21 protein-coding genes and 4 pseudogenes are annotated in these 19150 nt (G+C 69.6%); 3 read left to right on the top strand and 22 right to left on the bottom strand.

Annotation, left to right across the window (positions count from 1 at the left end; all coding sequences use genetic code 11):
• Window positions 1-265: 265 nt before the first annotated feature.
• Entirely contained in the window at window positions 266-2563 is a 2298-nt protein-coding gene (locus ABH941_RS34880) for a tetratricopeptide repeat protein (protein WP_370133947.1), read from the top strand.
• Between the two features lie 274 nt (window positions 2564-2837).
• On the opposite strand, the gene ABH941_RS34875 is transcribed toward ABH941_RS34880, so the two are convergent.
• Together ABH941_RS34875 and ABH941_RS34870 are read right to left on the bottom strand one after the other, a co-directional pair.
• Window positions 2838-3068, bottom strand: a complete 231-nt coding sequence (locus tag ABH941_RS34875; RefSeq protein ID WP_370133944.1) for a hypothetical protein — start codon at window positions 3066-3068, stop codon at window positions 2838-2840.
• A gap of 63 nt (window positions 3069-3131) precedes the next feature.
• Window positions 3132-3308 (bottom strand): hypothetical protein, encoded by a 177-nt coding sequence (locus tag ABH941_RS34870; protein WP_370133941.1) that lies wholly within the window; start codon window positions 3306-3308, stop codon window positions 3132-3134.
• 151 nt (window positions 3309-3459) lie between these two features.
• Here ABH941_RS34870 and ABH941_RS34865 point away from each other — a divergent pair, with 151 nt between their 5' ends.
• The gene (locus ABH941_RS34865; protein ID WP_370133938.1) at window positions 3460-4362 is read left to right on the top strand and encodes a hypothetical protein; all 903 of its coding nucleotides are present in this window, start codon (window positions 3460-3462) and stop codon (window positions 4360-4362) included.
• Here ABH941_RS34865 and ABH941_RS34860 read toward each other — a convergent pair.
• The 5 genes and pseudogenes from ABH941_RS34860 to ABH941_RS34840 all read right to left on the bottom strand — a co-directional run.
• The gene (locus ABH941_RS34860) at window positions 4359-4613 is read right to left on the bottom strand and encodes a MarR family transcriptional regulator (protein ID WP_370133936.1); all 255 of its coding nucleotides are present in this window, start codon (window positions 4611-4613) and stop codon (window positions 4359-4361) included. The two genes, ABH941_RS34865 and ABH941_RS34860, sit on opposite strands and share 4 nt — an antisense overlap.
• Before the next feature lie 105 nt (window positions 4614-4718).
• The gene (locus ABH941_RS34855; protein WP_370133933.1) at window positions 4719-5078 is read right to left on the bottom strand and encodes an esterase; all 360 of its coding nucleotides are present in this window, start codon (window positions 5076-5078) and stop codon (window positions 4719-4721) included.
• Window positions 5079-5140: 62 nt separating this feature from the next.
• A complete protein-coding gene (locus ABH941_RS34850) occupies window positions 5141-5353 on the bottom strand; it encodes a hypothetical protein (RefSeq protein ID WP_370133929.1) in 213 nt (70 codons plus the stop codon).
• Window positions 5354-5399: 46 nt separating this feature from the next.
• Window positions 5400-5660, bottom strand: coding sequence for a hypothetical protein (locus ABH941_RS34845; protein ID WP_370133926.1), 261 nt, complete (start codon window positions 5658-5660; stop codon window positions 5400-5402).
• 148 nt (window positions 5661-5808) lie between these two features.
• Window positions 5809-5997: pseudogene (locus tag ABH941_RS34840) on the bottom strand (DUF317 domain-containing protein); the annotation flags it as partial.
• A 262-nt stretch (window positions 5998-6259) separates the two neighbouring features.
• Here ABH941_RS34840 and ABH941_RS34835 point away from each other — a divergent pair.
• Window positions 6260-6526 (top strand): hypothetical protein, encoded by a 267-nt coding sequence (locus tag ABH941_RS34835; protein WP_370133923.1) that lies wholly within the window; start codon window positions 6260-6262, stop codon window positions 6524-6526.
• Window positions 6527-6530: 4 nt separating this feature from the next.
• On the opposite strand, the gene ABH941_RS34830 is transcribed toward ABH941_RS34835, so the two are convergent.
• From ABH941_RS34830 to ABH941_RS34760, 15 genes and pseudogenes are all read right to left on the bottom strand, one after another.
• The gene (locus tag ABH941_RS34830) at window positions 6531-6983 is read right to left on the bottom strand and encodes a hypothetical protein (RefSeq protein ID WP_370133920.1); all 453 of its coding nucleotides are present in this window, start codon (window positions 6981-6983) and stop codon (window positions 6531-6533) included.
• Window positions 6984-7089: 106 nt separating this feature from the next.
• The gene (locus ABH941_RS34825) at window positions 7090-8019 is read right to left on the bottom strand and encodes a DUF317 domain-containing protein (RefSeq protein WP_370133918.1); all 930 of its coding nucleotides are present in this window, start codon (window positions 8017-8019) and stop codon (window positions 7090-7092) included.
• Between the two features lie 221 nt (window positions 8020-8240).
• Window positions 8241-9059: a large ATP-binding protein gene (locus ABH941_RS34820; RefSeq protein ID WP_370133916.1), complete on the bottom strand. Its 819-nt coding sequence runs from the start codon at window positions 9057-9059 to the stop codon at window positions 8241-8243.
• Window positions 9056-9724, bottom strand: coding sequence for a hypothetical protein (locus tag ABH941_RS34815; protein ID WP_370133913.1), 669 nt, complete (start codon window positions 9722-9724; stop codon window positions 9056-9058). The genes ABH941_RS34820 and ABH941_RS34815 overlap by 4 nt, the downstream gene beginning before the upstream one ends.
• A complete protein-coding gene (locus ABH941_RS34810) occupies window positions 9721-10200 on the bottom strand; it encodes a hypothetical protein (RefSeq protein ID WP_370133910.1) in 480 nt (159 codons plus the stop codon). The genes ABH941_RS34815 and ABH941_RS34810 overlap by 4 nt, the downstream gene beginning before the upstream one ends.
• Entirely contained in the window at window positions 10197-10964 is a 768-nt protein-coding gene (locus ABH941_RS34805; RefSeq protein ID WP_370133907.1) for a glycosyl hydrolase, read from the bottom strand. The genes ABH941_RS34810 and ABH941_RS34805 overlap by 4 nt, the downstream gene beginning before the upstream one ends.
• Entirely contained in the window at window positions 10961-11566 is a 606-nt protein-coding gene (locus ABH941_RS34800; protein ID WP_370133904.1) for a DUF4913 domain-containing protein, read from the bottom strand. Before ABH941_RS34800 ends, ABH941_RS34805 begins: the two co-directional genes overlap by 4 nt.
• A gap of 93 nt (window positions 11567-11659) precedes the next feature.
• A pseudogene (locus ABH941_RS34795) lies at window positions 11660-12565 on the bottom strand (DNA cytosine methyltransferase); the annotation flags it as partial.
• Window positions 12566-12686: 121 nt separating this feature from the next.
• Window positions 12687-12833: pseudogene (locus ABH941_RS34790) on the bottom strand (DNA methyltransferase); the annotation flags it as partial.
• 28 nt (window positions 12834-12861) lie between these two features.
• A complete protein-coding gene (locus ABH941_RS34785; RefSeq protein WP_370133902.1) occupies window positions 12862-13437 on the bottom strand; it encodes a hypothetical protein in 576 nt (191 codons plus the stop codon).
• 41 nt (window positions 13438-13478) lie between these two features.
• Window positions 13479-14648 carry a DnaB-like helicase N-terminal domain-containing protein gene (locus ABH941_RS34780; RefSeq protein WP_370133899.1) on the bottom strand — a complete coding sequence of 390 codons (1170 nt, stop codon included), beginning with the start codon at window positions 14646-14648 and terminating at the stop codon, window positions 13479-13481.
• A complete protein-coding gene (locus ABH941_RS34775) occupies window positions 14645-14875 on the bottom strand; it encodes a hypothetical protein (RefSeq protein WP_370133896.1) in 231 nt (76 codons plus the stop codon). The genes ABH941_RS34780 and ABH941_RS34775 overlap by 4 nt, the downstream gene beginning before the upstream one ends.
• Window positions 14872-16660 (bottom strand): annotated as a pseudogene (locus tag ABH941_RS34770) (type IV secretory system conjugative DNA transfer family protein). The gene ABH941_RS34775 and the pseudogene ABH941_RS34770 overlap by 4 nt, the downstream one beginning before the upstream one ends.
• Window positions 16661-17183: 523 nt before the next feature.
• Complete coding sequence (locus ABH941_RS34765; protein ID WP_370133893.1) at window positions 17184-18455, bottom strand: hypothetical protein; 1272 nt, start codon at window positions 18453-18455, stop codon at window positions 17184-17186.
• 119 nt (window positions 18456-18574) lie between these two features.
• Complete coding sequence (locus ABH941_RS34760) at window positions 18575-19084, bottom strand: hypothetical protein (RefSeq protein WP_370133890.1); 510 nt, start codon at window positions 19082-19084, stop codon at window positions 18575-18577.
• Window positions 19085-19150: the final 66 nt, after the last annotated feature.

The following is a 19150-nucleotide window of genomic DNA, read 5'->3' as shown; positions in this document are numbered from 1 at the left end:
CGGACGAGACCGAACAAGGCGGTGCGACGGAGATGGCGGCCAGTGTGCTTCGGATCCCTCATGAGTGCTCCTCTTCCGCTGGTGCCCGACCTGGTGTCGGTCCGAGCCCTGCCATGAGACTGGAGCAGGGAGGGCGGCGATGTCCCAAACGGCGGTCGGTGCGGGAGAATTGGCACCATGTCCCTGCTCGGCGGCTGTGCCCGCAGCGCCCGCAGCGGGCAGGGCGGGGCGGCAAGGGACGCGGGCAGTCGGGGAGGGGAGAGCTGTGGAAGACGCTGCTCATGCGTTCTACGAGGAATTGCGTGCTTTGGAGATTCGGGCCAAGCACGGTCGGAGAGCTGCAGGAAAGCTCTATTCCCGACGTCTGACGCAGACGGTTCTCCGGAAGGATCCCTACCGGGTCAGTGTGGGCGCGCAGCGGATCAGCACCTGGGTGCCGGAAGACCCCCGTGCCGCCCAGGTACCCAGCCCCGCCAGCAGCGACAACCTCATGGCGCTGGTGCAGCTGTGGAGCCACTGGTCTGGAGAGCATCCCGACGAACGCCGCTGGCGTAACCTGCTGGACCAGGCCCAGCCAGTTCGTCCAAGTCGCAATTCAACCGCTGGTCCCGGTCAGCTGATAGCTGAGGTGAACGACCCGTTCTCCCTGGAAGTCCACCGGGCGGTTGAATTCGCCTCGCTGCGCGGTGGGGAAGAGTGGGGCGTACTGCCGGCCTATGTTCCGCGGGCGCACGACGCCCGGATCGGGAAGGCGATCGGTGAGGCTGCGGCGGGCGTGAGCCGACTGGTTCTGCTGGTGGGGGAATCGTCCACTGGCAAGACACGGGCCTGCTGGGAAGCCGTCCACTCGCTACCCCAGGGGTGGAGGCTGTGGCACCCTCTTGACCCCGACGCTGCCCTGGAGGCCATCGGCCAGATCAGGCCCCGGACTGTGATGTGGCTGGACGAGAGCCAGCGCTATCTGCTCACCTCAGACCCCCGACTCGGCGAACGCTTGGCCGTGGCACTCCGCACACTCCTCTGCGATTCCAAGCGAGCCCCTGTCATGGTCTTGGGCTCTGTCTGGCCCAGGTACTGCGATGTACTCACCAGGGATCCCCGCGACGGGGAAGTGGATTCCCATGCCCAGGCACGGGCCCTGCTCAGTGCCCTCGGCACGGTCGTGGAGATCCCCAGTTCCTTCACACGCCAAGACCTGGACGCACTGAGCGTCGCGGCCGAGCATGATCCGCGACTGGCCTATGCCGCGGACCGAGCCGAGCCGAACTACATGCACGAGAAGCAAATCACCCAGTTCCTCGCCGGTGCCCCGGCCCTGCTGCAGCGCTATCACACCGCTCCAGGGCTGGCGAAGGCACTGATCGAGGTTGCGATGGACGCACGTCGCCTCGGGCACGGCACCAGCATCTCCCAGGCGCTACTGGAGAGTGCAGTCCAGGGCTACCTCACGGCACCGGAACAGGACAGCTTCACCCGCGCAAGCCTGGAGCGGGCACTTGCCCACAACGCCGAGCCACTGCATGGCATCCGAGGTCCGCTCACCCCCGTACGGGACCCCCAGGACAACTCCGCATCCGACAAGCCCCACTACCGACTCGCCGACTACCTCGATCAACACGCCCGAAGCGCCCGGAGCGCCACCATCGTTCCCGCCCCACTATGGGACGCGCTCCTCGACCATGCCCCCCGCACTGACCTCAGAGCGCTCGGCGACTCGGCGCGCCGCCGCGGCCTGCTCCAGTTGGCCGTCCGCTTCCACAAGGCCGCCGCCGCTGCTGGAGACACCCTCGCCCTCGAGTCAGTGGCCCAGCTATTGGAGGAGGCCGGGCGCGTATGGGAGGCGTTGCCCTGGTACGAATGCGCGGCCAGCGCCGGCAGTAACTCGGCACTGGAACGAGCAGCGTCCATGATGCTTGAGATCGACCAATATGGACTGGCATTCCCCCTGCTGCGGCGAGCCGTCAAGGTCGGCAACACTAGTGCGATGATCACCCTCGCGATGAAGACGGAGACGCACGACAAGGAGGCGGCGCTCCTCCTGTATCTGCGTGCCATCGAGGCTGGCAACCCCAACGCCATCAATGCACTGTGGCCTGCGGCCTTCTTGCTGGCGGAGTCGGGACGCGTCGATGAGGCAATCGTTCTGTACGAGCGCTTCGCCCTGACCCGCAACCATCGCTACCTGAGCGTCGTAGCCGTGATGTTGGAGGACTCAGGCCATACCGAGGCCGCTATCGACTGGCACCAGCGCTCCGCGGCCGCCCGGCAGGCCGAAACTGAGACAGTTTCAGCGGACGCGGTCCGTGAGCACCCTGAGGCAGGGAACCCCTGGCCTCTCCTGACGAGAGCCCGGACCCTGGTGAAGACAGGCCGTGCGGACGAGGCCCTCAAATGGTGCCAACGGGCTGGTGAGGCTGGGGAATGCGGTGCGCTTCAGTTGATGACTGAGACGCTCGCAGCCCAAGGGCGCACCGAGGAGGGGAACAGACTGCGACAGTATGGCTGGGAACCCAGCGGAGACGTTGCTGAACCGTGGAAGTCTGATCCGCCCCCCACCGACTGACAGTGGCCGCGGACTCGAGGAAGCTGCTTCGCCGACATCGAATGCGCAGCGACCGCAGTCGTCTGCCGTAACCGCGTGAAGCGGTCCCACCGATACGCAGCCGGGCACAGCTCCGCCTCCGACACAGCACGGCGTGCTGGAGGGGCCGATGTGTGCGCTGGGCGAGGATACGCGACTTCGGAATACGACTACTCCGCCGGTTTAGGACAGCGGAGCCCCAACGTCGACGAGCGCCACCGGCATGCCGGTGGCGCTCGGCAGTCGTAGCAGGGGCTCAGCCGCGGTTGCCGCTCTTCGGCAGCTTGCCCCGGAAGTCGCATCCGGGGCATTCGTCTTCGCCCTGGATGTGGCCCTTGTACCAGCCATGGACGGCCGCGTGCAGGATCGCCTCCTCCACTGAGGCTTCGCCGCTGGTGACCGATGCGATGGCGTTGCCAACGATCAACCGGAACACGGCGTTGCCTGGCGATGGAAACGGTGGTGACGGCATCGGCGAGTCGGTCATGCCCTGAGCCTAGGGAACGATGGGCCGTCAGGGTGGTCCGGCTGGAGCCGGACCACCCGTTCGTTATCGGATTCGTAGGACGTGCAGGAGCACGTTGGTGATCGCCACCGTGAAGGCGGTGACCGCCGCAGCGGTGACCGCCGTCACGCTCTGCTGCCAGGTCTCGTGGAACCTCGACGGCCTGGCTGCCGGACGGCGTCGCCGTCGCTGTGGAACCGGTTGGCGCGTACGGTGATGCATGCACCCCTCCTTGGGGTCATGCCCCCGTGCCGCTGGTGTCCCGCGAAGAACGGGCGGCCCGGGGGTCTCTTTCGCTTACGCCATTACTCTGAAGCCGGCGGGTTCGCTATGTCGCGCCGAGAGAGCCCAATCTCCGTGTAACTTCCAGAGCATGACGGACTGGGAGGGTGACTGGAAGCCTGGCACAGCGGCTGACCTGGCCGAAGACGCCAGGCGGCTGGGAATGAAGATGAGTGCCCGAGGTGTGCTCAGGCACGTCGAGGTCGGTCTGCTGGCCCCGCCCCTGCGAAGAAAGACCACCCAGCACGGGAGCGACATGGCCGTCTTCCCTCCCACGCAGCGCAGGCTGTTCTACGAGATCAACAAGGCGAAGATCCGTTCCCCGCTGGCCAAGGTCCCGCATCACACGATGGTCCCGGTCGTCCTGAAGGTCTGGCTGGAGTACGACGGTGTGGTGACCGATGGGCAGGCGCGTCGCGCGCTCAGGACCCATGCCCTGAAGACCGGGTTCAGCAGCGGCCCACGGCGCAGCAACACCGTGGCGCAGGTCATCGGGCAGGTAGCCAGCCCGGAGGCGACGGCAGCACAGCTGCAGGCGGCGAAGATGTGCCTGGTGGAGGGCGAGAGGTCCAGAAATCCGGACTGGGACATCGTCGCGGAGGTGCTGTACTCGGTGGCGAATCCGTGGCGGTCGCGCGGTTGCCCGATCGAGATCGCGTTCGGGCCGCCCCAGGCACCGATGACCACCGATCAGATGGTGGCGAGCTGGGAGTCGACGTGGAGTGCGACGCAGCGCCTTGAGTTCGAGTCCGTGTCCGAGCCGTTCCTGCGGCGCGTCCGGGACATCCACCGTGAGGACTGGGCGGAGTATCTGCGGCTACGGCCGCAGCTCCAGGCGGACGCCGGTTCCCGCGCTGACATGTTCACGCTCCCCGGGGACCCCGAGGTCCATGCCCGACAACAGGTCAACGGCTTCGTCTCCTCCCTGGCAGGCAATCTGGGCCTGAGCCGGGACGCCGCCCAGCGCGCCGAGGCCCGTCGGCGGCGACGCTAACCGAGGGCTCCTCGCTCAGCGGAAGCCGATGGGGCAACTGGAGCCGGTTCGCCGTACAGGTCGCTGCGGAACCCCCGGCCGACCGGCTTCCAGTTCTGGAACGTGGTTGGCCTCCAACGGGGCCGGTCCGGCACGTTGGTGTCGTCGGGCGCGGGCAGGGTGCCCCGGCTCTTGCGGCTGCGGGCGGCGCGGATGCTGATGCCCAGGTGAGCGGTGACCTCCGGGTACCCCCAGAGCTGGTCGTCGGCCATCGTGTGCTCCTCGTTCGTCGGTGATGAGCGTACGCAACGAGCGGCTGGGCGTACGGCAAGGCCGCCCCTGCCTGATCGGCGCGGGGCGGCCTTCTGCGGTTTCGGTCAGACCTGGGCGAGGAGGTTGGAGAGGTCGAGGGCGGCGGTTGCGACCGCGAGGGCGGCGCACAGGCCGCGTACCTCGTGGATGGTCGGGCGGACCAGGCGCGGCCAGTCGTCGGGGGCGGCGGGCCAGGAGGCGAGGTGTACCTCGGTGGTGGCCAGGCCCAGGTGGGCCGTGACGTCCCAGCCTGCAAGGGTGGCTGGTTCCCAGTGCAGGTGAACGCGGCCGAGGGGGACTCTCGGGGTGTCGGTGCCAAGCCAAACGATGTCGAGCGGGCCGTCGGGTCGGGCGGAGATGCGCTGGACCAGCGCGCCCCGTACGCCGCTGGGCATGGGCTGAAGGGCGAGGCCCTGCAGGGGCATCAGGGGTGATGGGAGTGATCGCGGTGAAATAGGAACCTCCGGGTCGGGTCGGCGGAGCAGGTTCAGGCCCAGGCGAGGGCGTCGCTGACCGTCGCTGAGAGGTAGTCCTCCTGGCCGTCGTCGGCGATGAACGCCTTGCCGTCCCGGACGACGACCTCCACCCCCAGGTAGTGGGTGAAGGGGAAGTCAGGGTTGATGGCGAGGCGGATCGGCAGGTTGGGGTCGAGGTCCTGGAGCTGGCGAAGCAGGTGGCCGACGGTCAGGTAGCGGGGCATGTGAACCTCCGAGCAGGGGATGGCGGGATGGGGGTGATGCGGAGCGTCAGGAGCCGTCGAGGCGAAGGAGATCGCGGAGGACCTTCGGCTCCTTGGGGTGGCTGGCCAGGTGACGCCTGCGGCTTTCGTTGACGTAGCCCTTGCCGGACTGCTTCATCTCCCAGCCGCCGCAGGTGCAGATGGCCTGCGTGTACGCGCGGCCGGGGCAGTCGGGGTGCAGCGGCTTGCAGGAACTGGTGTGCTTGTGCTCGGCCGGGCAGGGGGAGCCATCGGCGTGGTGGTTGGTGAGCGGTGCGCGGTATGCCATGGACAGCCTCTCCGAGAGGTGAGTTGGGGTGGCGGTCAGCGGCTGGGGTTGGCGATGAGCGCGGTGAGGAATCCGGCGACCGCCTCAGAGGGGTGTGCAGGCCGAACTCCTGTACCCACGGGTCGCCTTCGGCGGGCAGGACCCTCACCTGCCAGACGATGCCGCGCGTCCAGGCGGCGGTGTCCTCGGGGAGCCAACCGACGTAGACGCGGCCGTCCGGGCTCGTCGCGTGGACGTTGGCTTCCGGCGTGTCGACGATCGCCCAGCCGCAGGCGTCGAGGAGGTCGAGCACGGGGCCCGCGCAGTGGTCGGACGAGAGCCAGGAGTGCTCTTCCATGACGGGGCGGACGACGGCGGGCAGGAGAGCGGCGGAGGTGTTCACGGTTGGACGATCCCTTCGTTGACCTGCGGTTTCTCCCCACACCCGTACGTTGACATGCGGTGTGCCGAAGTACGTAGTCCTTTCCCGGCAGGGGCGTCTGCCGAGGGCGAACTGCCCGCCCGAGGCGTCGACCGGTAGCGAGGGAATGGATCGGCAGGCGCGGCTGTCCTAACAAGGTTGCGGTGAAGGGCCGTACAGAGCCGAAGGGGGAGCGGACATGGCGGAGCCGAGCAGACACTGGGACGCAGTCGGGCTGGAGCGCAAGATCCGGGCCGCCGGGCGGCCGTGGACGGTCGGGGACATCGCGATGGTCGCCGATGGCCAGTGGGCCATCGGCACCCAGTCCGATGGACGGGCTGGAGAGGTCGCGGAGGTGGAGCACCGGATCGCGGACGGGCGGCGTATCGAGCTGACGGTGGAGGAACTGGCCCGCGCGGTGGGCTCCCGTTTCGGGGACACCCACCGCGACGGGGACCTCGCCTGACTGATCAGCGGCGCGGCCCCAACCCGGCCCCGGAGCGCCCGACAGCGGCCGACGGAGCGGGCTGATCGGGTGCCTGGCCCAGGGCGCGCGGCGCGTGCCCCGAGCGGGCGACAGCGACCTGGGCCAGCCGGACTGCTGGTGCCGGGGCTGCGGGCACGGCGGCCTCCCGCGCTTCAACCACGTGGCTGATGGCCTGGAGGGCAGTGCGGCTCTCCGCCTGGGCGACGCGAAGGTCCGCCGCCGAGCTGGTGATCCGTTCCAGGTCGTAGAAGGCTGGCACATGCCCCGGTCGGGTCAGGGCGTTCAGACGGTCCTGGTGCACGGCCACGGCGTTGTCGGTGACGTTCAGCGTCGAGCGGATGTGCATCGCGGCGCGCAGAAGCGGGTCGTCGCTGGGGCGACGGACCGCGAGAGCCTCCAAGGCTTCAATAGGGCTGCCCCAAGCTTTCTCGATCATGGCGGTGGCCTGGTCGAGTGCAGTGGCATCGAGGATGGCGGAACTCCCGGCATTCGAAAGGGCGGCTTCGATCAGAGGTGTTTCCCCGGAGGATCCGGAGCCGGGGTCAGCGGTTGTGCTGTGGGGCTGACGGGCTGGCCAGCGGCCGGGCTGCCGGGATCTGTTGGGACTTGCCCGGTCGGTTTTGCGGCGAGATCGCCGTACGGCTGTGGGCTGCCATGACGCGGAGGTCGGCGGCTGACGGCAGGGCTCGCCCGGCACGGTGGACCGCCTGGGCGACAGCAGTGCGGCGCACGTCGAGTGGGGTCGGAGCCCGGGGGCCCTGGGGGGCAGTTGGGCCGACGGGGCTGAGCGTGACCAGGTGTTCCACCTCGCGATGGAGCTGATGGCGCTCACGCATCACCGGGGCTGAATCCGCCAGGGCGGCAGCCGTCGCGGCGATCAGGTGGGACGGGGCGCGGGCTGTGAAGACCACTTCCGCCCGTGTGCCCCAGCCCGGCGGACCGGCCCACAGTTCCACGGTTTCGGCGTCCGGGCCGCAGGGGCGCTTGTCGATCAGGATGCCCGCCTGGCCATCGGGGGCGACGATCTCGACTGTGCCGAGTTCGGCCCCGCCGTTACGCTTCCAGCCGGCATCGAACAGGGGTTGAACCTTGTCCGGCCAGGAATACGACGGGCGCTCGAGGAAAGGGACGTTGCCGTCAACGGCGTCGGCCTCGGCGTAGTCGTGGGCCAAGGCGCTGGTGAGCCCGGCGACGATCTCCGCCGGGGTGACATGGTTGAAGGTCGCCGTCCAGCGGGGTGCGGAGACGGCATCCTCGGCGGCGGTGATCTTCCACAGCTCGAAGTCGTCGCCGAACCAGCCGATCCGGATCCTCTGGTCGGGTGAGGTAACGAGGAGCTGGCAGGGGCCATCGTCGAGATAGTGATGGGGCCAGTGGGCGACGGGGGCGAAGCCAGCGTCTCCGGTCCCGCTGGATCCGGCCAGGTACCTGGGACTGACCAGTACCTCTCGGTAGGGCTGCTGGGTGTTCATTGGTTGAGGCTCCGGGCGTAGGAGGGGAACGCGCCCGCGTGCGCAGCGGATCGGGCTGCTGGACCGCACGCGGGCGCCGTGGCGACGAGGAGGCGTGGCTGGCTCTCGGTACTACGCGGATCACCGGCCCCAGTGGGGCCGACCGGGCGGTGACGGCCGACGGTACTGCCGGTTGCGGCTGCAGGGCTTGACTGAAGAGGCTGCTCAGCGCCGCTGGGGAGTCAGCGGGAGCGAGAGGGCTTGGCAGGGGCGCTCGTGGCGGTTGCCGCAGCGGGCTCGGCGGCGGTGCCGGCGGTCACGGTCGTACTGCTGCGGCTGAGGGCGGCGGATACGCGAGGTGACGCGGTGCGGGCGTGATGCAGGGCGGACTCGCCCTGCGGCGTGAGCGAGAGGAGTTGCCCAGGCCGGTACAGCGCCTCGCTGGTGTCCTGGTCGAGCAGGCCGTCGGCGACCAGGCGCTGAACCGTTTCGGGCCAGACGCTGGGGTCGCTCGGCGAGCCGCCAGCGTTGGAGACGTAGTTGAAGCCCCAGATCGCGCTCTGGTGGAATCGCAGCTCACCGGTCTCGGCGGCTTCGAGGGCACGGTGTTGGCGGTCTCCCGAAACGGCCCAGTCGTCGTCCCGGCAAGAGCCCTGCTCCTTTGCCAGGCTGGGAGTCGACGCCATCGAGGATTGCCAAGCGCCAGTTTCGGACTGAAGGCGACGGTAAGTGGAAATGGACCGTGCCAGTTGCTCGTAGGCCGCGCTCCGGCGGGCGACGAGCAGCTCGATCTGTGGGCCGGTGGTCCGTAGGACGCCTTCCCAGCCACGCATGCTGGCGTGCTCGCCCCGGGCGATGGGCTCAAGCAGCGTGATGGCGGACTGGGTCAGGTCGCCGTGCAACTCGTCGACATCGCGGGCGGCCTCGGCCACCATCCTGCCGACCAGGTCGAGCGGGTCGCGGAGCGGGTGGTCGTCGGTCAACGCCCAGGGGTCCTCGACGCCGAACGCATCAGCGACCAGGTGGGCGCCGGGACGCTCGACAGCGTTGTGGGGATTCATTCGGCTGCCTCCATCCGCGCGAGCAGCGAGCGGACGAGAGCGGGCAGACTGTCGGGCTCGTCGCCGATCCAGACATGGTCGGTTGCCTTGCCGAGAACGTACGCGGCGTCTTCGAGCAGGCCGCTGGAGATCTCCATGCAGGCGTCGGTGATCCGGGAGACGGCCAGCAGGGACTGGGAGAGCACCTCGACGTAGTCGCCCGGCGGGAGGCCAGCGGCCTCGGCGGCTGTACCGATCGCTGCCAGCTCAAGCGCGCTGAAGGAGAAGTCGAACTCGTCAGCTTGCGCCGCGGTCGCCGGTAGGACGAGGGACGTGTCCGGCGACTGCGTGGGGATGTCGACGCGGTTGCAGATCTGGTCGACCGCGGTCGTCAGCTCGGCGAGCGACTCAGCGAGCCATCCCAGCGCGGAGGCGTAGGAGGCCAGGGTGAACAGTCCCGCCGGCGTGGCGGGGAGCGGTTCGTCGACGACGAAGCCTTCGAGCCGGTCGTTTAGCTCGCAGACCACCCTCGGACCGGCGGATAGTGCTCCCAACACAGGGTGCAGGTAGGAGCGGCTGGGGGACGTCGGGTACTCGGCGGTGAGGATCCCGGAGACGCTCTGGGCGGCGTGGGCCAGGAGGTCCGCCAGTTCGGTGCGTGCCAGAGGAGCGCGGTTGGCGGTCATCGCTGGGAGGCCCTTCGGGAGACGGAGACAGCGGGTTGACGAGTTGCTGGGGGATCGGTCAGGACAGCCGCTGTCGCCTGGTCGACCGCGCGGGGAGAGCGGGACCGAGCGGCCTGCACCCGCGCCTCGGCGGCGGAGTCGGTCTCGGCGTCCTGGTCGGGCTTGGTACGGAGGTGGGCCGACCGGTAGACCGCGTAGTCCTTTCGACTACCGGCGGCGACGAGGTAGATCTCGCGCTTGTGATTCGAGGTCGGCGGCGCCGGACGGAACTGGATGACCAGTCGGTAGGAGACGGACGGGTCGACGTAGACCTTGTGGAAGCCTGCCAGGCGGCCCTTGAGCGGAAGGCAGTCGTCGCTGCCGCGCACCAGGTTCTGCAGCTCAAGCAGAGCCAAGTCGCGGATATCGTCGGGGAGTTCCCGCAGATCCGCGATGGCGTCCGGATGTGCGGCGAAGGCGAAGCGTGCGCGGCTCATATCGACCTCCGAGGAGTCGGCCGCTGGACTGTGCTCGCCGTTCCCGCCTGGGGTGCGCCGGGGCTCGCCTTGGGGACCGCCGGGACACCAGTGGAGCGGGAGAGCGCGGCGCGGGTCCGGAGCGCTGCTGCCTCGCCGCGGTATTCCGGTGGCAGCGGCAGCAGATCGTCACGATCGTCTAGCCACAGCCGCGCGGACGCCTCGTCGGGGAAGGCGCCCTCGCGCATCGTGTAGGTGTGGGTCTCGTAGTCTCCCTCTTCGAGGAACAGACGAACCGGTTCTTCAGTGGCATGGGAATCGCGGGTCAAGGTCCACGTCTCGCACGGGTCGTAGTCCGACGTGTAGCTGTCCAGGACCTCGTACCGACCGCCCGACATACGGAGCTGCTGCTCGACCCGCGCGGTGAGATCATCGGCGGGCTTCATGAAGTCGTCGCCGACCTGGGCGATTCCCTCGGGCATGCAGCCGCGCTCAATCAACCAGTTCTGAGCCAAGGGCACGGTGGAGTGATAGGTCCTCTCGAAGGTGAACGTGTTCTGGCTGAGGTCCCGCGCGACCCTGATCGCAGCTATCTGCGGTTCGCCAGGTACGCCCCAGGTGACCGAGCCGTCGTGGGCGACGACAAAGCTGTGGGAGCCGTTGGGAGTGGTGTGGTGCTCGGCCAGGACGGTGAGGTCACCGGCCCAGAACCGTTGCTCCGCGTACTCGGAGTCCGCGTCGGCGGGCTTGAAGTCGTCGAGGCGGAAGTCGAGTTCGCTGCTCATGCCGCCAGTCCCAACTGCTCGGGCGCGGGGGTGGCCAGCACGCGATGGTTGGGCCGGGTCGGGCTCGTTGTGCATGCGGCGAAGGGGCCATCAGGCGCGCGGAGGTGTTCCAGGGCCTGGTCCAAGTGGTCGCGGTGCCAGGTCGAAGGACCGGACAGGCCGGCCTCGGCATCGGTGAGCTGCTGCCAGGCGAGCCAGAGGGCGTGCAGGCGGGCCACGGCCTCGGGGTGTTCGTGCCACTGCGCGCACCACGGGCGAGTGGTGCTGATCTCCCGGCCGTACACCGGCAGGAAGAGGTAGTTCACCCAGTCGCTGAGGACGGCGAGTTCGACGGCGTACGCCTCGCCGCCCAGGGCGAGGATGAACACCGAGGCGGGACCGTCCTCCGCTTCGGAGCCCGCTTTCCCTGCCGTGGCTGGTTCGTCGGTCGGCTGGGTTTCGACGGGCGCGGGAGTGGGCTCGGAGCCCAGGCGGTCCAGGATGACGCCGTGCTGCCTGACCTCGGCGATGGTCTTGGCGAGCGTGCTGGCGAGGTCGTCGAGGTCCCCGTCGGGGACGCGGAACGGCTCAGGGTCGGCGGTGGTCTTGCTGGGGTCGGACATGGGGGCTTGCTCCATCTGTGGGACGGCGACATGGGGAAGAGGATCCGGAGAAACCGCGATTTGGCCCGGCTGGGAAATCCAAGTAGTGAGGCGCTACACCGCCGCGCAGCGAAGGCAGAGCGGAAAGGGCGGGGCAAGCAACTGCACAGCCCTCGTTGCCTGTTGGGGAACAACGCCGTTCCCGAGTGCGGTGAGCTGCGCGGGTCGTCCGAGCCCGGGAGTGTCGGTGACCCAGCCGGGTTCCAGGCCCTGCATCCACTCGACGAAGTCGGCGCGCAGTCGTCCGGATGCGTCGGTGGGCGGTGGTGCGGGGCGGGTGAGGGTCTCCCATCGGGTGATGGCGGCGGCGTATGCCCCCCATCGCCGGTCCGTTCCTCGGGTTCCGGAGCCGGTTCCGTCCAGAGCGGCAGGACTACCGCCGACAGCGGAGGGCGCCAGCCCTTGCCCGGTCGGCGGCCCGGGGTGCCTGTGTCGCTGGCTCGAGGGGTGGGCAGCAGCGAGGCCGCCGCGCTCGGCAGGGTCAAGTCCCCGTTGCCGTGGCGCTGGTTCGGCGAGCCCTTGGTCCCGTCCGATGCCTTCGGGGTTGGCAGCAGGAGCCACTCCACCTCGTCGGCCAGGTTCGGGCCGTGGCCGCCGCTCTTCCTCTTCGAGGGGTGCTGGGAGCCGCCGTTCTTGCCGATGTTGCTGGTCGGGGTCTTGAGCAGGGTGTCCGGCGGGCCAGGCTGCGAGGAAGGTGCGCTCGCGGCGGTGCGGGGCTCCGATATCGGAGGCGCGAAGCACGAGCCACTCCGTGTCGTACCCGAGGTCGGCCAGGGATCCGAGTACGGCACCGAGTGCCCGCAGAGGAGGCTGACCTGGGGTGTCTCCCAGACACCACGGGCAGAATTCCACGTCGCCAGGGGAACCGGCGGGTGAGGTGAGGAGGCCGCGCACATTCTCGATGACCACCAAGCAGGGTCGGAGGGCCTGGACTGCGCGGGCGACGTGCAGCCACAGCCCTGATCGGGTCTGGGAGTTGAGTCCGGCCCGGCGGCCGGCGACCGAGACGTCTTTGACAGGGGAAGCCCGCCGTCAGGACGCACACCTTGGGGACGAGGGACCAGTCCGTGGTCGTGATGTCGCCGAGGTTGGGCACCCCGGGCCAGTGCTGGGCCAGGATGCGCGAGGCATCCGGATTGACCTCCGCATGCCAGGCGAGCGTGCCGCCGAGGGCAGCCTGCACTCCGAGGTCGAGCCCGCCGTATCCCGAGCAGAGCGAGCCGATCATGGGCGGGAGCGCGATGGTGGGCTGCATGTCACCGGCTCCGCGTGATCCGGTCCGAGGCAGCTGCCATCCGACTCGTCGGAGGAAGCGGCCCGGGTGTGGCGGTAGTGGTGGACCGGGAGCGGGCGGCCTGGAGCCTTACGGACGGAGGCGACACCGTGGCCGAAGCGGCGTGCAGAGAGTTGGCTGCTTCGCTCAGGGCTACCTCTGCCGTGCCGAGCGCATCCTCGATCACCCGTACCGCCGCCTCCCGGGCGTCCCGGGTGTCGGGCTGGTCGCGGAGGGGCTCGGTCTGGTCCAGGAAGGAGAGCTGGTGGGCGACCTCTCCTAGGGCGGCTGCCGCCTCGGCGGCAGGTCGGACAGCGGCAGCGAAGCTGGTGATGACCCGGGTGGTGTGGACTGCCTGGTCCGGCTCGGCGGCCCGGAACAGGACCTCGTCGCCCAGGTAGGTGAGCAGCTTGCCGAGTTCGGCGATCTGCCGGGCGACGGCGATGCTGTCGGGCGAGCGGTGCGGATCTCCGATCACCGGGAGATTGCCGATCTGGGCATCGAAGTCTGAGGCTGTGTCACGCAGGGCCAAGGCGTCGGAGATGGAGCTGTTGGTCATGACGAATCCAAGGGGGAGGAGGAGCAAGGGGAAGGGTGGGGTCAGCCGTGGCCGCGCGACGGCGATCGGGCAGAAGCTGGAACAGGCACAGAGCCGCGCCGCTCCGACGGCGCCCGGACCGGACGCGGCGTGCTTCGGGCGAGAGCGGCCTGCACCCGCGATGTCGGCGGCCCGGCCGCCGACCAGTCGACCGTCGGCGACGCAACTGGGCGGCTGTTCGCGCTCTGCCAGCGGGCGCGTACGTCGTCGAGCGGGCCGAGCGCGTGCAGGGCGTGGTTGATGAGCCGCCCGGGGGCCAGCGCTTCGTTCTCGGCCAACGCCCGGATGGCACGTGCGGAGCCGGCCGCCGTGCGGGTGACCGAGGAACGCATGACCTGCTCGCCGAGCCATTCGGCGCTGCCGGGGCCGACGCCATCGCAGATGGCGGTGAGCTGCTCGCCGGACAGCGTGCCGTCGGCCAGCAGCCCACGACGCTGGGCTTCCCAGAGCACGGTGATCCGGTCGATGGGCTCGCCACGGTGGTGCAGCGCACCGAGGCAGCGGTAGAGCTGACCATGGGCCGTGTCGGCGAAGTCGACCGGCCGCAGCCAGCCCACTACCTCGTCCATCGCCCGGGGCCGGTCAGTGAGAACAGCGAGGAGGAAACGCTCGTCCTCGGCGACCTGGGCTGACCGAACCGGCGCCGGGGCGACCGGGGCTGTGGCGGGCGGCGCGGCAGGCGCGACCGGGCGGGGTTCGGAACCCCAACGCCCTGCGAGGTCGCTGAGCACGCCGGTCAGCACGTCGGCGCAATGCAGCACCCCCTCGACCTCGCCTTGCAGCGCGTCGGCGCGAGCAGACTGGTGAAGGCGAATCGCGTGCTCGCTGACGCTGCGGTGGATCGCACCCTCCAGCACCATGCGGCCGTACACCGGAGCGTGTGCCGGTCGCGGGCAGGCCGCGACCAGGGTGTGTGCGTACGACGCGGTCAGCCCGCGCACGTGGCGGCTGGCCTCGTCGACCGCGTCCGTCACCCAGGACAGCGGCACCGCCTTCTCGCTCCTCAGCGCGAGGTGGCCGTCTGACCGGAGCTTGCGCAGCGCGGCGAACAGCGCCTGGTGGACGGGCCGGTAGAAGTGATCCGGCGCGAGCCAGGACAGGTGCAGGAGCTGCTCCGGGTCGAGCAGCACCGAGCCGAGCACCGCCTGCTCCGCGCCCAGCAGCGGGTTCATCGCTGCCCCCCGATGTCGGAGGCGGGAGTCTCGTTCCGCCGGTCACGGAGTTCGGCGACCGCCTGGTCAGCGGCGGTCACTGCCGTGGCGAACCCGTCCAGCGTGCCGGTGAACGCGGGATCAGTAACGAGGATCGCGACGGCACCGCTGACCAGCCACCACTGGCCGTCGCGTAGGACAACCGGCGAGCGGAGAAGACGGCCGGGACGCGGCTTGGGCGCGCTCATGCCGACAGCCCGAAGTCGTCGCGGCCGAGGGTCTTGGCGATGGCGCGCTCGGTGATGGCCTTCGTCGCGCGGGCCGAGGCAGGGCCGACCACCTTGGCGGAGGGCTCCTTGTACCAGGGCCGAAGGTCGAGCATGGCCACCCGGATGCCGGTGGCCAGGAGCAACGCCTTGCCCTTGGGGAGGGCGCGGATCGCGTCGGGTGGCAGGATCCGCTCAGTGCGCATGCTCACCGAGGTGGACTTGCCGCTGTCGCTGGTCGACACCGAGGTGGTCTGGATGTCGTGGTCGCCGACCTGCCTGCTGAGCCGGTCGGCGAAATCGGCGTCGTCGATGCCGCTACCGATGATCTTGATGGTTGCGGCGGACCAGAGGGCGTCCATCCCGGCTTCGCCCCAGCACCGCTGGCCCTGCCGGTAGGACTGCAGGATCGTCATCGGGATTACGCCCCGTGAGCCCAAGTGGCTGTACAGGTCGGGGAGATCCGAGATCTTGCACACGTTGGCGGCCTCGTCCAGCACGCACAGGGCAGGCGGGTCGAGGCGTCCGCCGGAGCGCTCGGCGACGACCACGGCGGCGCGCATCACCGCGTCCGCCGCTGCGGCGATGATCGCCGAGGCCGAGCCGCCGCCGTCCTTGCTGAGGAGGTACAAGGTGTCGCGGGAGATGGCGAAGGCGAAGGGCCGGAACTCGGGCACGTACTTGCTGGGGGCGACCCAGGCGGCGACGTCCGGGTCGAGCAGACAGCTCGCATACTGCCGGGCGGTCTCGTAGATTCCGTCACGGGTTTCGGTCGCGCCGGAGACGGTGCCCTGGAGCTGGGCGGCGACTGCTTCGTGGCCGGCGTCGGTGAGCAGGTCCACCGGGGTGCGGTCGGCGGGCGAGGCGAGCCAGGCCAGGACGTCGGTGATCGGGCGCCGGTGGCTGGCGGCAGCCAGGAACAACGCGCCGAGGGTGTTGCTCGCGGCGGTGGACCAGAAGTCGGAACCGTTCGACTCGTCCACGCTGGCGGAGACGAAGTGCCCGGCCAGACGCTTTGCCCCAGCAAGGTCGCGGGCGTCGGCCAGGATGTCCCACCACATCTCACGCGGGTGATGGGCGATCTGTTGCGGGTCCAGGGTCCAGATCGTGCCGACCTGGGCGCGGGTGTCGACCGTGGCGGTGAAGGCGTCGTTGGCCGCCTTGTTCGAGGTCAGCAGGACAGGTCCGGGGGCTGCGAGGATCGCGGGGATCGCCAGCCCGGACGTCTTGCCGCTTCGCGGGGCCATGATCGCGACGATCACGTCCTCCCAGGAGGCGCGAACCTCGGCGCGGCCCGGAGAGAGCGTGCCGATGAGGATGCCGCGGTCGGCGGGCGCGACCTCTTTTACACTCCCGGTAGTTCAGGCTCGGCCGCAGGCTCCTGGCCTTCGCGGTGATCTCCTTGTCGAGCAGCGGTGCGAGGTCGGCCTTGCGGGCGAGGCCGTTCTTCGCGCCGCCGCGCAGGCGCATCCACAGGAGCAGGCCGGTGATGGCCAGTCCGATGGACAGCAGGCCGGGAATGATCCGCGCGCCGACGAGAAGGGCCGTGGGGCTCAGATTCGGCCACAGTACGTCGGGGTGAAGCAGTGCGTCAGTGGCCGTGAAGCGTGTCCACGGACCGCTGCCGAACAGGGAGTTGCTGACGTTACCGGTCAGCCAAGCCAAGGAGCCGAAGGCGAGGGCGATACCGAGGCCGCCGAAGAGGAGGTAGAGGAGCGCGTCGGAACCGGTGGTGGTCGAGGGCGCGCTGGTACGCGGTGCGGGCATGGTTGGTCCTGGGAGTGAGCGCAGGCGAGTGGTGGGGGCGGGGCGCGCGGCGCTCTTCTGTTGGTCATCGGGGCAGTTCCTGTTCGTGCGGAGAGGTGGAAAGCACGACTATCGGGTGTGTGGTGCGCGAGACGGTGAAGGGCTGGCAGGAACCTCTGCGGTGTGTGAGCTGGAGATCACGGCTGCGAGATGGACAGCTCGCGGAAGTGCCGGGCGTGGTTCCGCTGCCGTTCGGACTCGTCGCGGGCCATCAGATGATCGGTTAGCGGCGATGGCTCCAACCAGACCGGGCGGCGGCCCAACCGCAGCCAGTGACCGGAGCGCTGGAACCGGAGGGGAGAGGGGAAGCGAGGCACGGTCAGGCTCCATTGGGGAAGAGCGATGGAAGATCACTGCTGCTCTGGCACCAACGCGGGCAGCTCCAGCGGCGCCGGAACCGTTGCGCTGGCCAGAACGTCAGCGGCCCGAATGAGGTAGGTGCGTGGCAGCCCGCCGGTGGGAGCGTGTGGGGAGGGCATCCGAGTCACCGCGACCGCGTGCTGGGGGCCTGCGACGGACGTACGACTATGCCGGCATCCGCCGCCCCAGCAGCGGGCGTGGACGACGCCTTGGCCTTGGCCGCTGCGGGCGATGTGGCCAGAGCAGCACTGCGCGGAGCGGGGAGTGCTGAGGACTGGGTGCGTGCCTCGGCCAGGGCCTGAGGCGAGTTGCTGACACGTCGCAACTCGCGCTCGGAGCCGACGAGTTCCGACTGCGCTGCGCTGACGAACTCGGCGGCGAAGCCGAACCGGTCAGCGAGCCGGTACGAGTCGTCGTCCAAGTCGGTGATCTGCTCGCCTGCCGCCTCCAACGCCTCCCGAAGTTGCTCCAGCGCACCCTGCTCGGGATGGAGAAGGTGATCGACCGCTTGCTGAAACTCGGCCCCACTCTCGGCGGACCTGATTTGGTCGGTGAGCCGTAGGAGTTCCGCCCCTGCGGTGTAAGGACCGAGAGGGTTCGCCCGGCTGGCCACCTCGGTGGAGTCGAGGGCAGGGTCGAGCGCAACGCTGTACCGGGCAGCGCGGAGCATCTCGGCCGCGTGGTTGGCGATGGCGGCCTGCTCGCCCCGGTCCATGCTGGTCGGCAGGCGGTGCCGGGGACCGTGCCAGTCGTTGGTGAAGGCGAATCCGGCGTGGTTGAGCAAGTGGGCGGCGAGACTGTCGCCCCCGCGGGCGACGATGCTTCCGCTGGGCTCGGCCGTGATGGTGACGGTGATGGGCATGGAGGGCTCCTGGACGTGAGGCGTCGGGGGTAGGGCTGTGGGGAGGTGGCCGAGGTCGGCGGCGATGCGCTGGCACTCGGTCTGCGGGCGGAAGGCGTCCCGGTACGGTTCGTGGACGCGGCCGTCTTCGCGGACGCGGGTCGCCAGGACGGTCACCTGGTGGGCCTGGTTGCGCAGGGCTATCCACCGGCAGGCGTCCGGGTCGCCCGGCGGCGCGATTCCGGTGGTCGCGACCATCCGGCGGGCGACATCGGCCCACTGCGCGTCGCTCAGGTCCGGATGCCGTGGGTCCGAGCGGACCGAGCAGAACCGCACCGGCCGTTGCGGTGCCCTGAGCCCCAGGCGCGGGACGGGTGCGTCGAGCGCCTGGGCCAGGTACGGCAGCGCGTCGTGACGGGCGAGCATTTCGATCGGGGCACCGTGGCATTCGCCGTCGATCAGTCGGGGATCGGTGTACTCGCCGCGCTGGCCCAGGCCGAGCTGCTGACTGAGCAGCCCGAGAGTGTGCTGCTTGCGCTGCAGGTACGCGATCACGACGTTGACCTCGAAGGGGAGTAGCGAAGGGCAGGCCGGGTGGCCGGGCCGTCAGGAACAGAAGGATCCGCAGATTCCCCGGTTTGGCCCGGCCGGAGATCGCTGGTAGACGCCCCCGTTCATCGCGCTCCGTCGAGGCTGTGGGCGTGGGCGAAATCCGCGCAGACAGCGCGGGCGGCGTAGCCGTCGTTGTGCAGCCGGGCCCAACGGCCGTCCTGGCGAATGACGGTGGCGACGATGTCGAGTCCGCCGGCCTGGTTGCGCATCGCCACCCAACGGCACGCCGAGGCGTCGCCGTCCGGCTCGATACCGGTGACGTCGAGGAGCTCGCGCGTCAGCTCGAACCAGTCGTCGTCATCGAGTTCCACACCGGTGGTGTTGCGGATAGCGCAGTGCCAGGTGAGCCGCCGGGCAGCGGCATGCCCGGTGCGCGGTTTCCGCAGCGCGATCGGCTCATCGAGCAGCACCGCCAGGTACGGCAGCACCACGGTGTCCTGGGCAGTCAGCTCCGGGGACCAGGCGGCAAGCAGGTAGGGAGCGAAACCGGGCTCGCTACGGTCGAGGTAGCTGAGCAGATCGGCGGTGCTCTCGGTGCGTCGGACATCGCAGAGCAGGGAGTACGCGGGCATGGGATGGGACATCCACATCCCTGGGCGGGAGGGGCCCGGTGCCCCGGTCGGGCGGGGCACCGGGAA

It is taken from the genome of Streptacidiphilus sp. EB103A (genome assembly GCF_041261405.1).
GTDB lineage: Bacteria > Actinomycetota > Actinomycetes > Streptomycetales > Streptomycetaceae > Streptacidiphilus.
This window is presented reverse-complemented; position numbering and strand designations above follow the sequence as displayed.

Coding starts and splice junctions, on each gene's coding strand:
- ABH941_RS34855 (WP_370133933.1), bottom strand. CDS start 5,078: ATGCCCCTGCAGGGCCTCGCCCTTCAGCCCATGCCCAGCGGCGTACGG.
- ABH941_RS34815 (WP_370133913.1), bottom strand. CDS start 9,724: ATGACCGCCAACCGCGCTCCTCTGGCACGCACCGAACTGGCGGACCTC.
- ABH941_RS34810 (WP_370133910.1), bottom strand. CDS start 10,200: ATGAGCCGCGCACGCTTCGCCTTCGCCGCACATCCGGACGCCATCGCG.
- ABH941_RS34875 (WP_370133944.1), bottom strand. CDS start 3,068: ATGACCGACTCGCCGATGCCGTCACCACCGTTTCCATCGCCAGGCAAC.
- ABH941_RS34835 (WP_370133923.1), top strand. CDS start 6,260: ATGGCGGAGCCGAGCAGACACTGGGACGCAGTCGGGCTGGAGCGCAAG.
- ABH941_RS34800 (WP_370133904.1), bottom strand. CDS start 11,566: ATGTCCGACCCCAGCAAGACCACCGCCGACCCTGAGCCGTTCCGCGTC.
- ABH941_RS34820 (WP_370133916.1), bottom strand. CDS start 9,059: ATGAATCCCCACAACGCTGTCGAGCGTCCCGGCGCCCACCTGGTCGCT.
- ABH941_RS34850 (WP_370133929.1), bottom strand. CDS start 5,353: ATGCCCCGCTACCTGACCGTCGGCCACCTGCTTCGCCAGCTCCAGGAC.
- ABH941_RS34830 (WP_370133920.1), bottom strand. CDS start 6,983: ATGATCGAGAAAGCTTGGGGCAGCCCTATTGAAGCCTTGGAGGCTCTC.
- ABH941_RS34780 (WP_370133899.1), bottom strand. CDS start 14,648: ATGAACCCGCTGCTGGGCGCGGAGCAGGCGGTGCTCGGCTCGGTGCTG.
- ABH941_RS34860 (WP_370133936.1), bottom strand. CDS start 4,613: ATGGCCGACGACCAGCTCTGGGGGTACCCGGAGGTCACCGCTCACCTG.
- ABH941_RS34845 (WP_370133926.1), bottom strand. CDS start 5,660: ATGGCATACCGCGCACCGCTCACCAACCACCACGCCGATGGCTCCCCC.
- ABH941_RS34825 (WP_370133918.1), bottom strand. CDS start 8,019: ATGAACACCCAGCAGCCCTACCGAGAGGTACTGGTCAGTCCCAGGTAC.
- ABH941_RS34865 (WP_370133938.1), top strand. CDS start 3,460: ATGACGGACTGGGAGGGTGACTGGAAGCCTGGCACAGCGGCTGACCTG.
- ABH941_RS34805 (WP_370133907.1), bottom strand. CDS start 10,964: ATGAGCAGCGAACTCGACTTCCGCCTCGACGACTTCAAGCCCGCCGAC.
- ABH941_RS34775 (WP_370133896.1), bottom strand. CDS start 14,875: ATGAGCGCGCCCAAGCCGCGTCCCGGCCGTCTTCTCCGCTCGCCGGTT.
- ABH941_RS34760 (WP_370133890.1), bottom strand. CDS start 19,084: ATGCCCGCGTACTCCCTGCTCTGCGATGTCCGACGCACCGAGAGCACC.
- ABH941_RS34870 (WP_370133941.1), bottom strand. CDS start 3,308: ATGCATCACCGTACGCGCCAACCGGTTCCACAGCGACGGCGACGCCGT.
- ABH941_RS34785 (WP_370133902.1), bottom strand. CDS start 13,437: ATGACCAACAGCTCCATCTCCGACGCCTTGGCCCTGCGTGACACAGCC.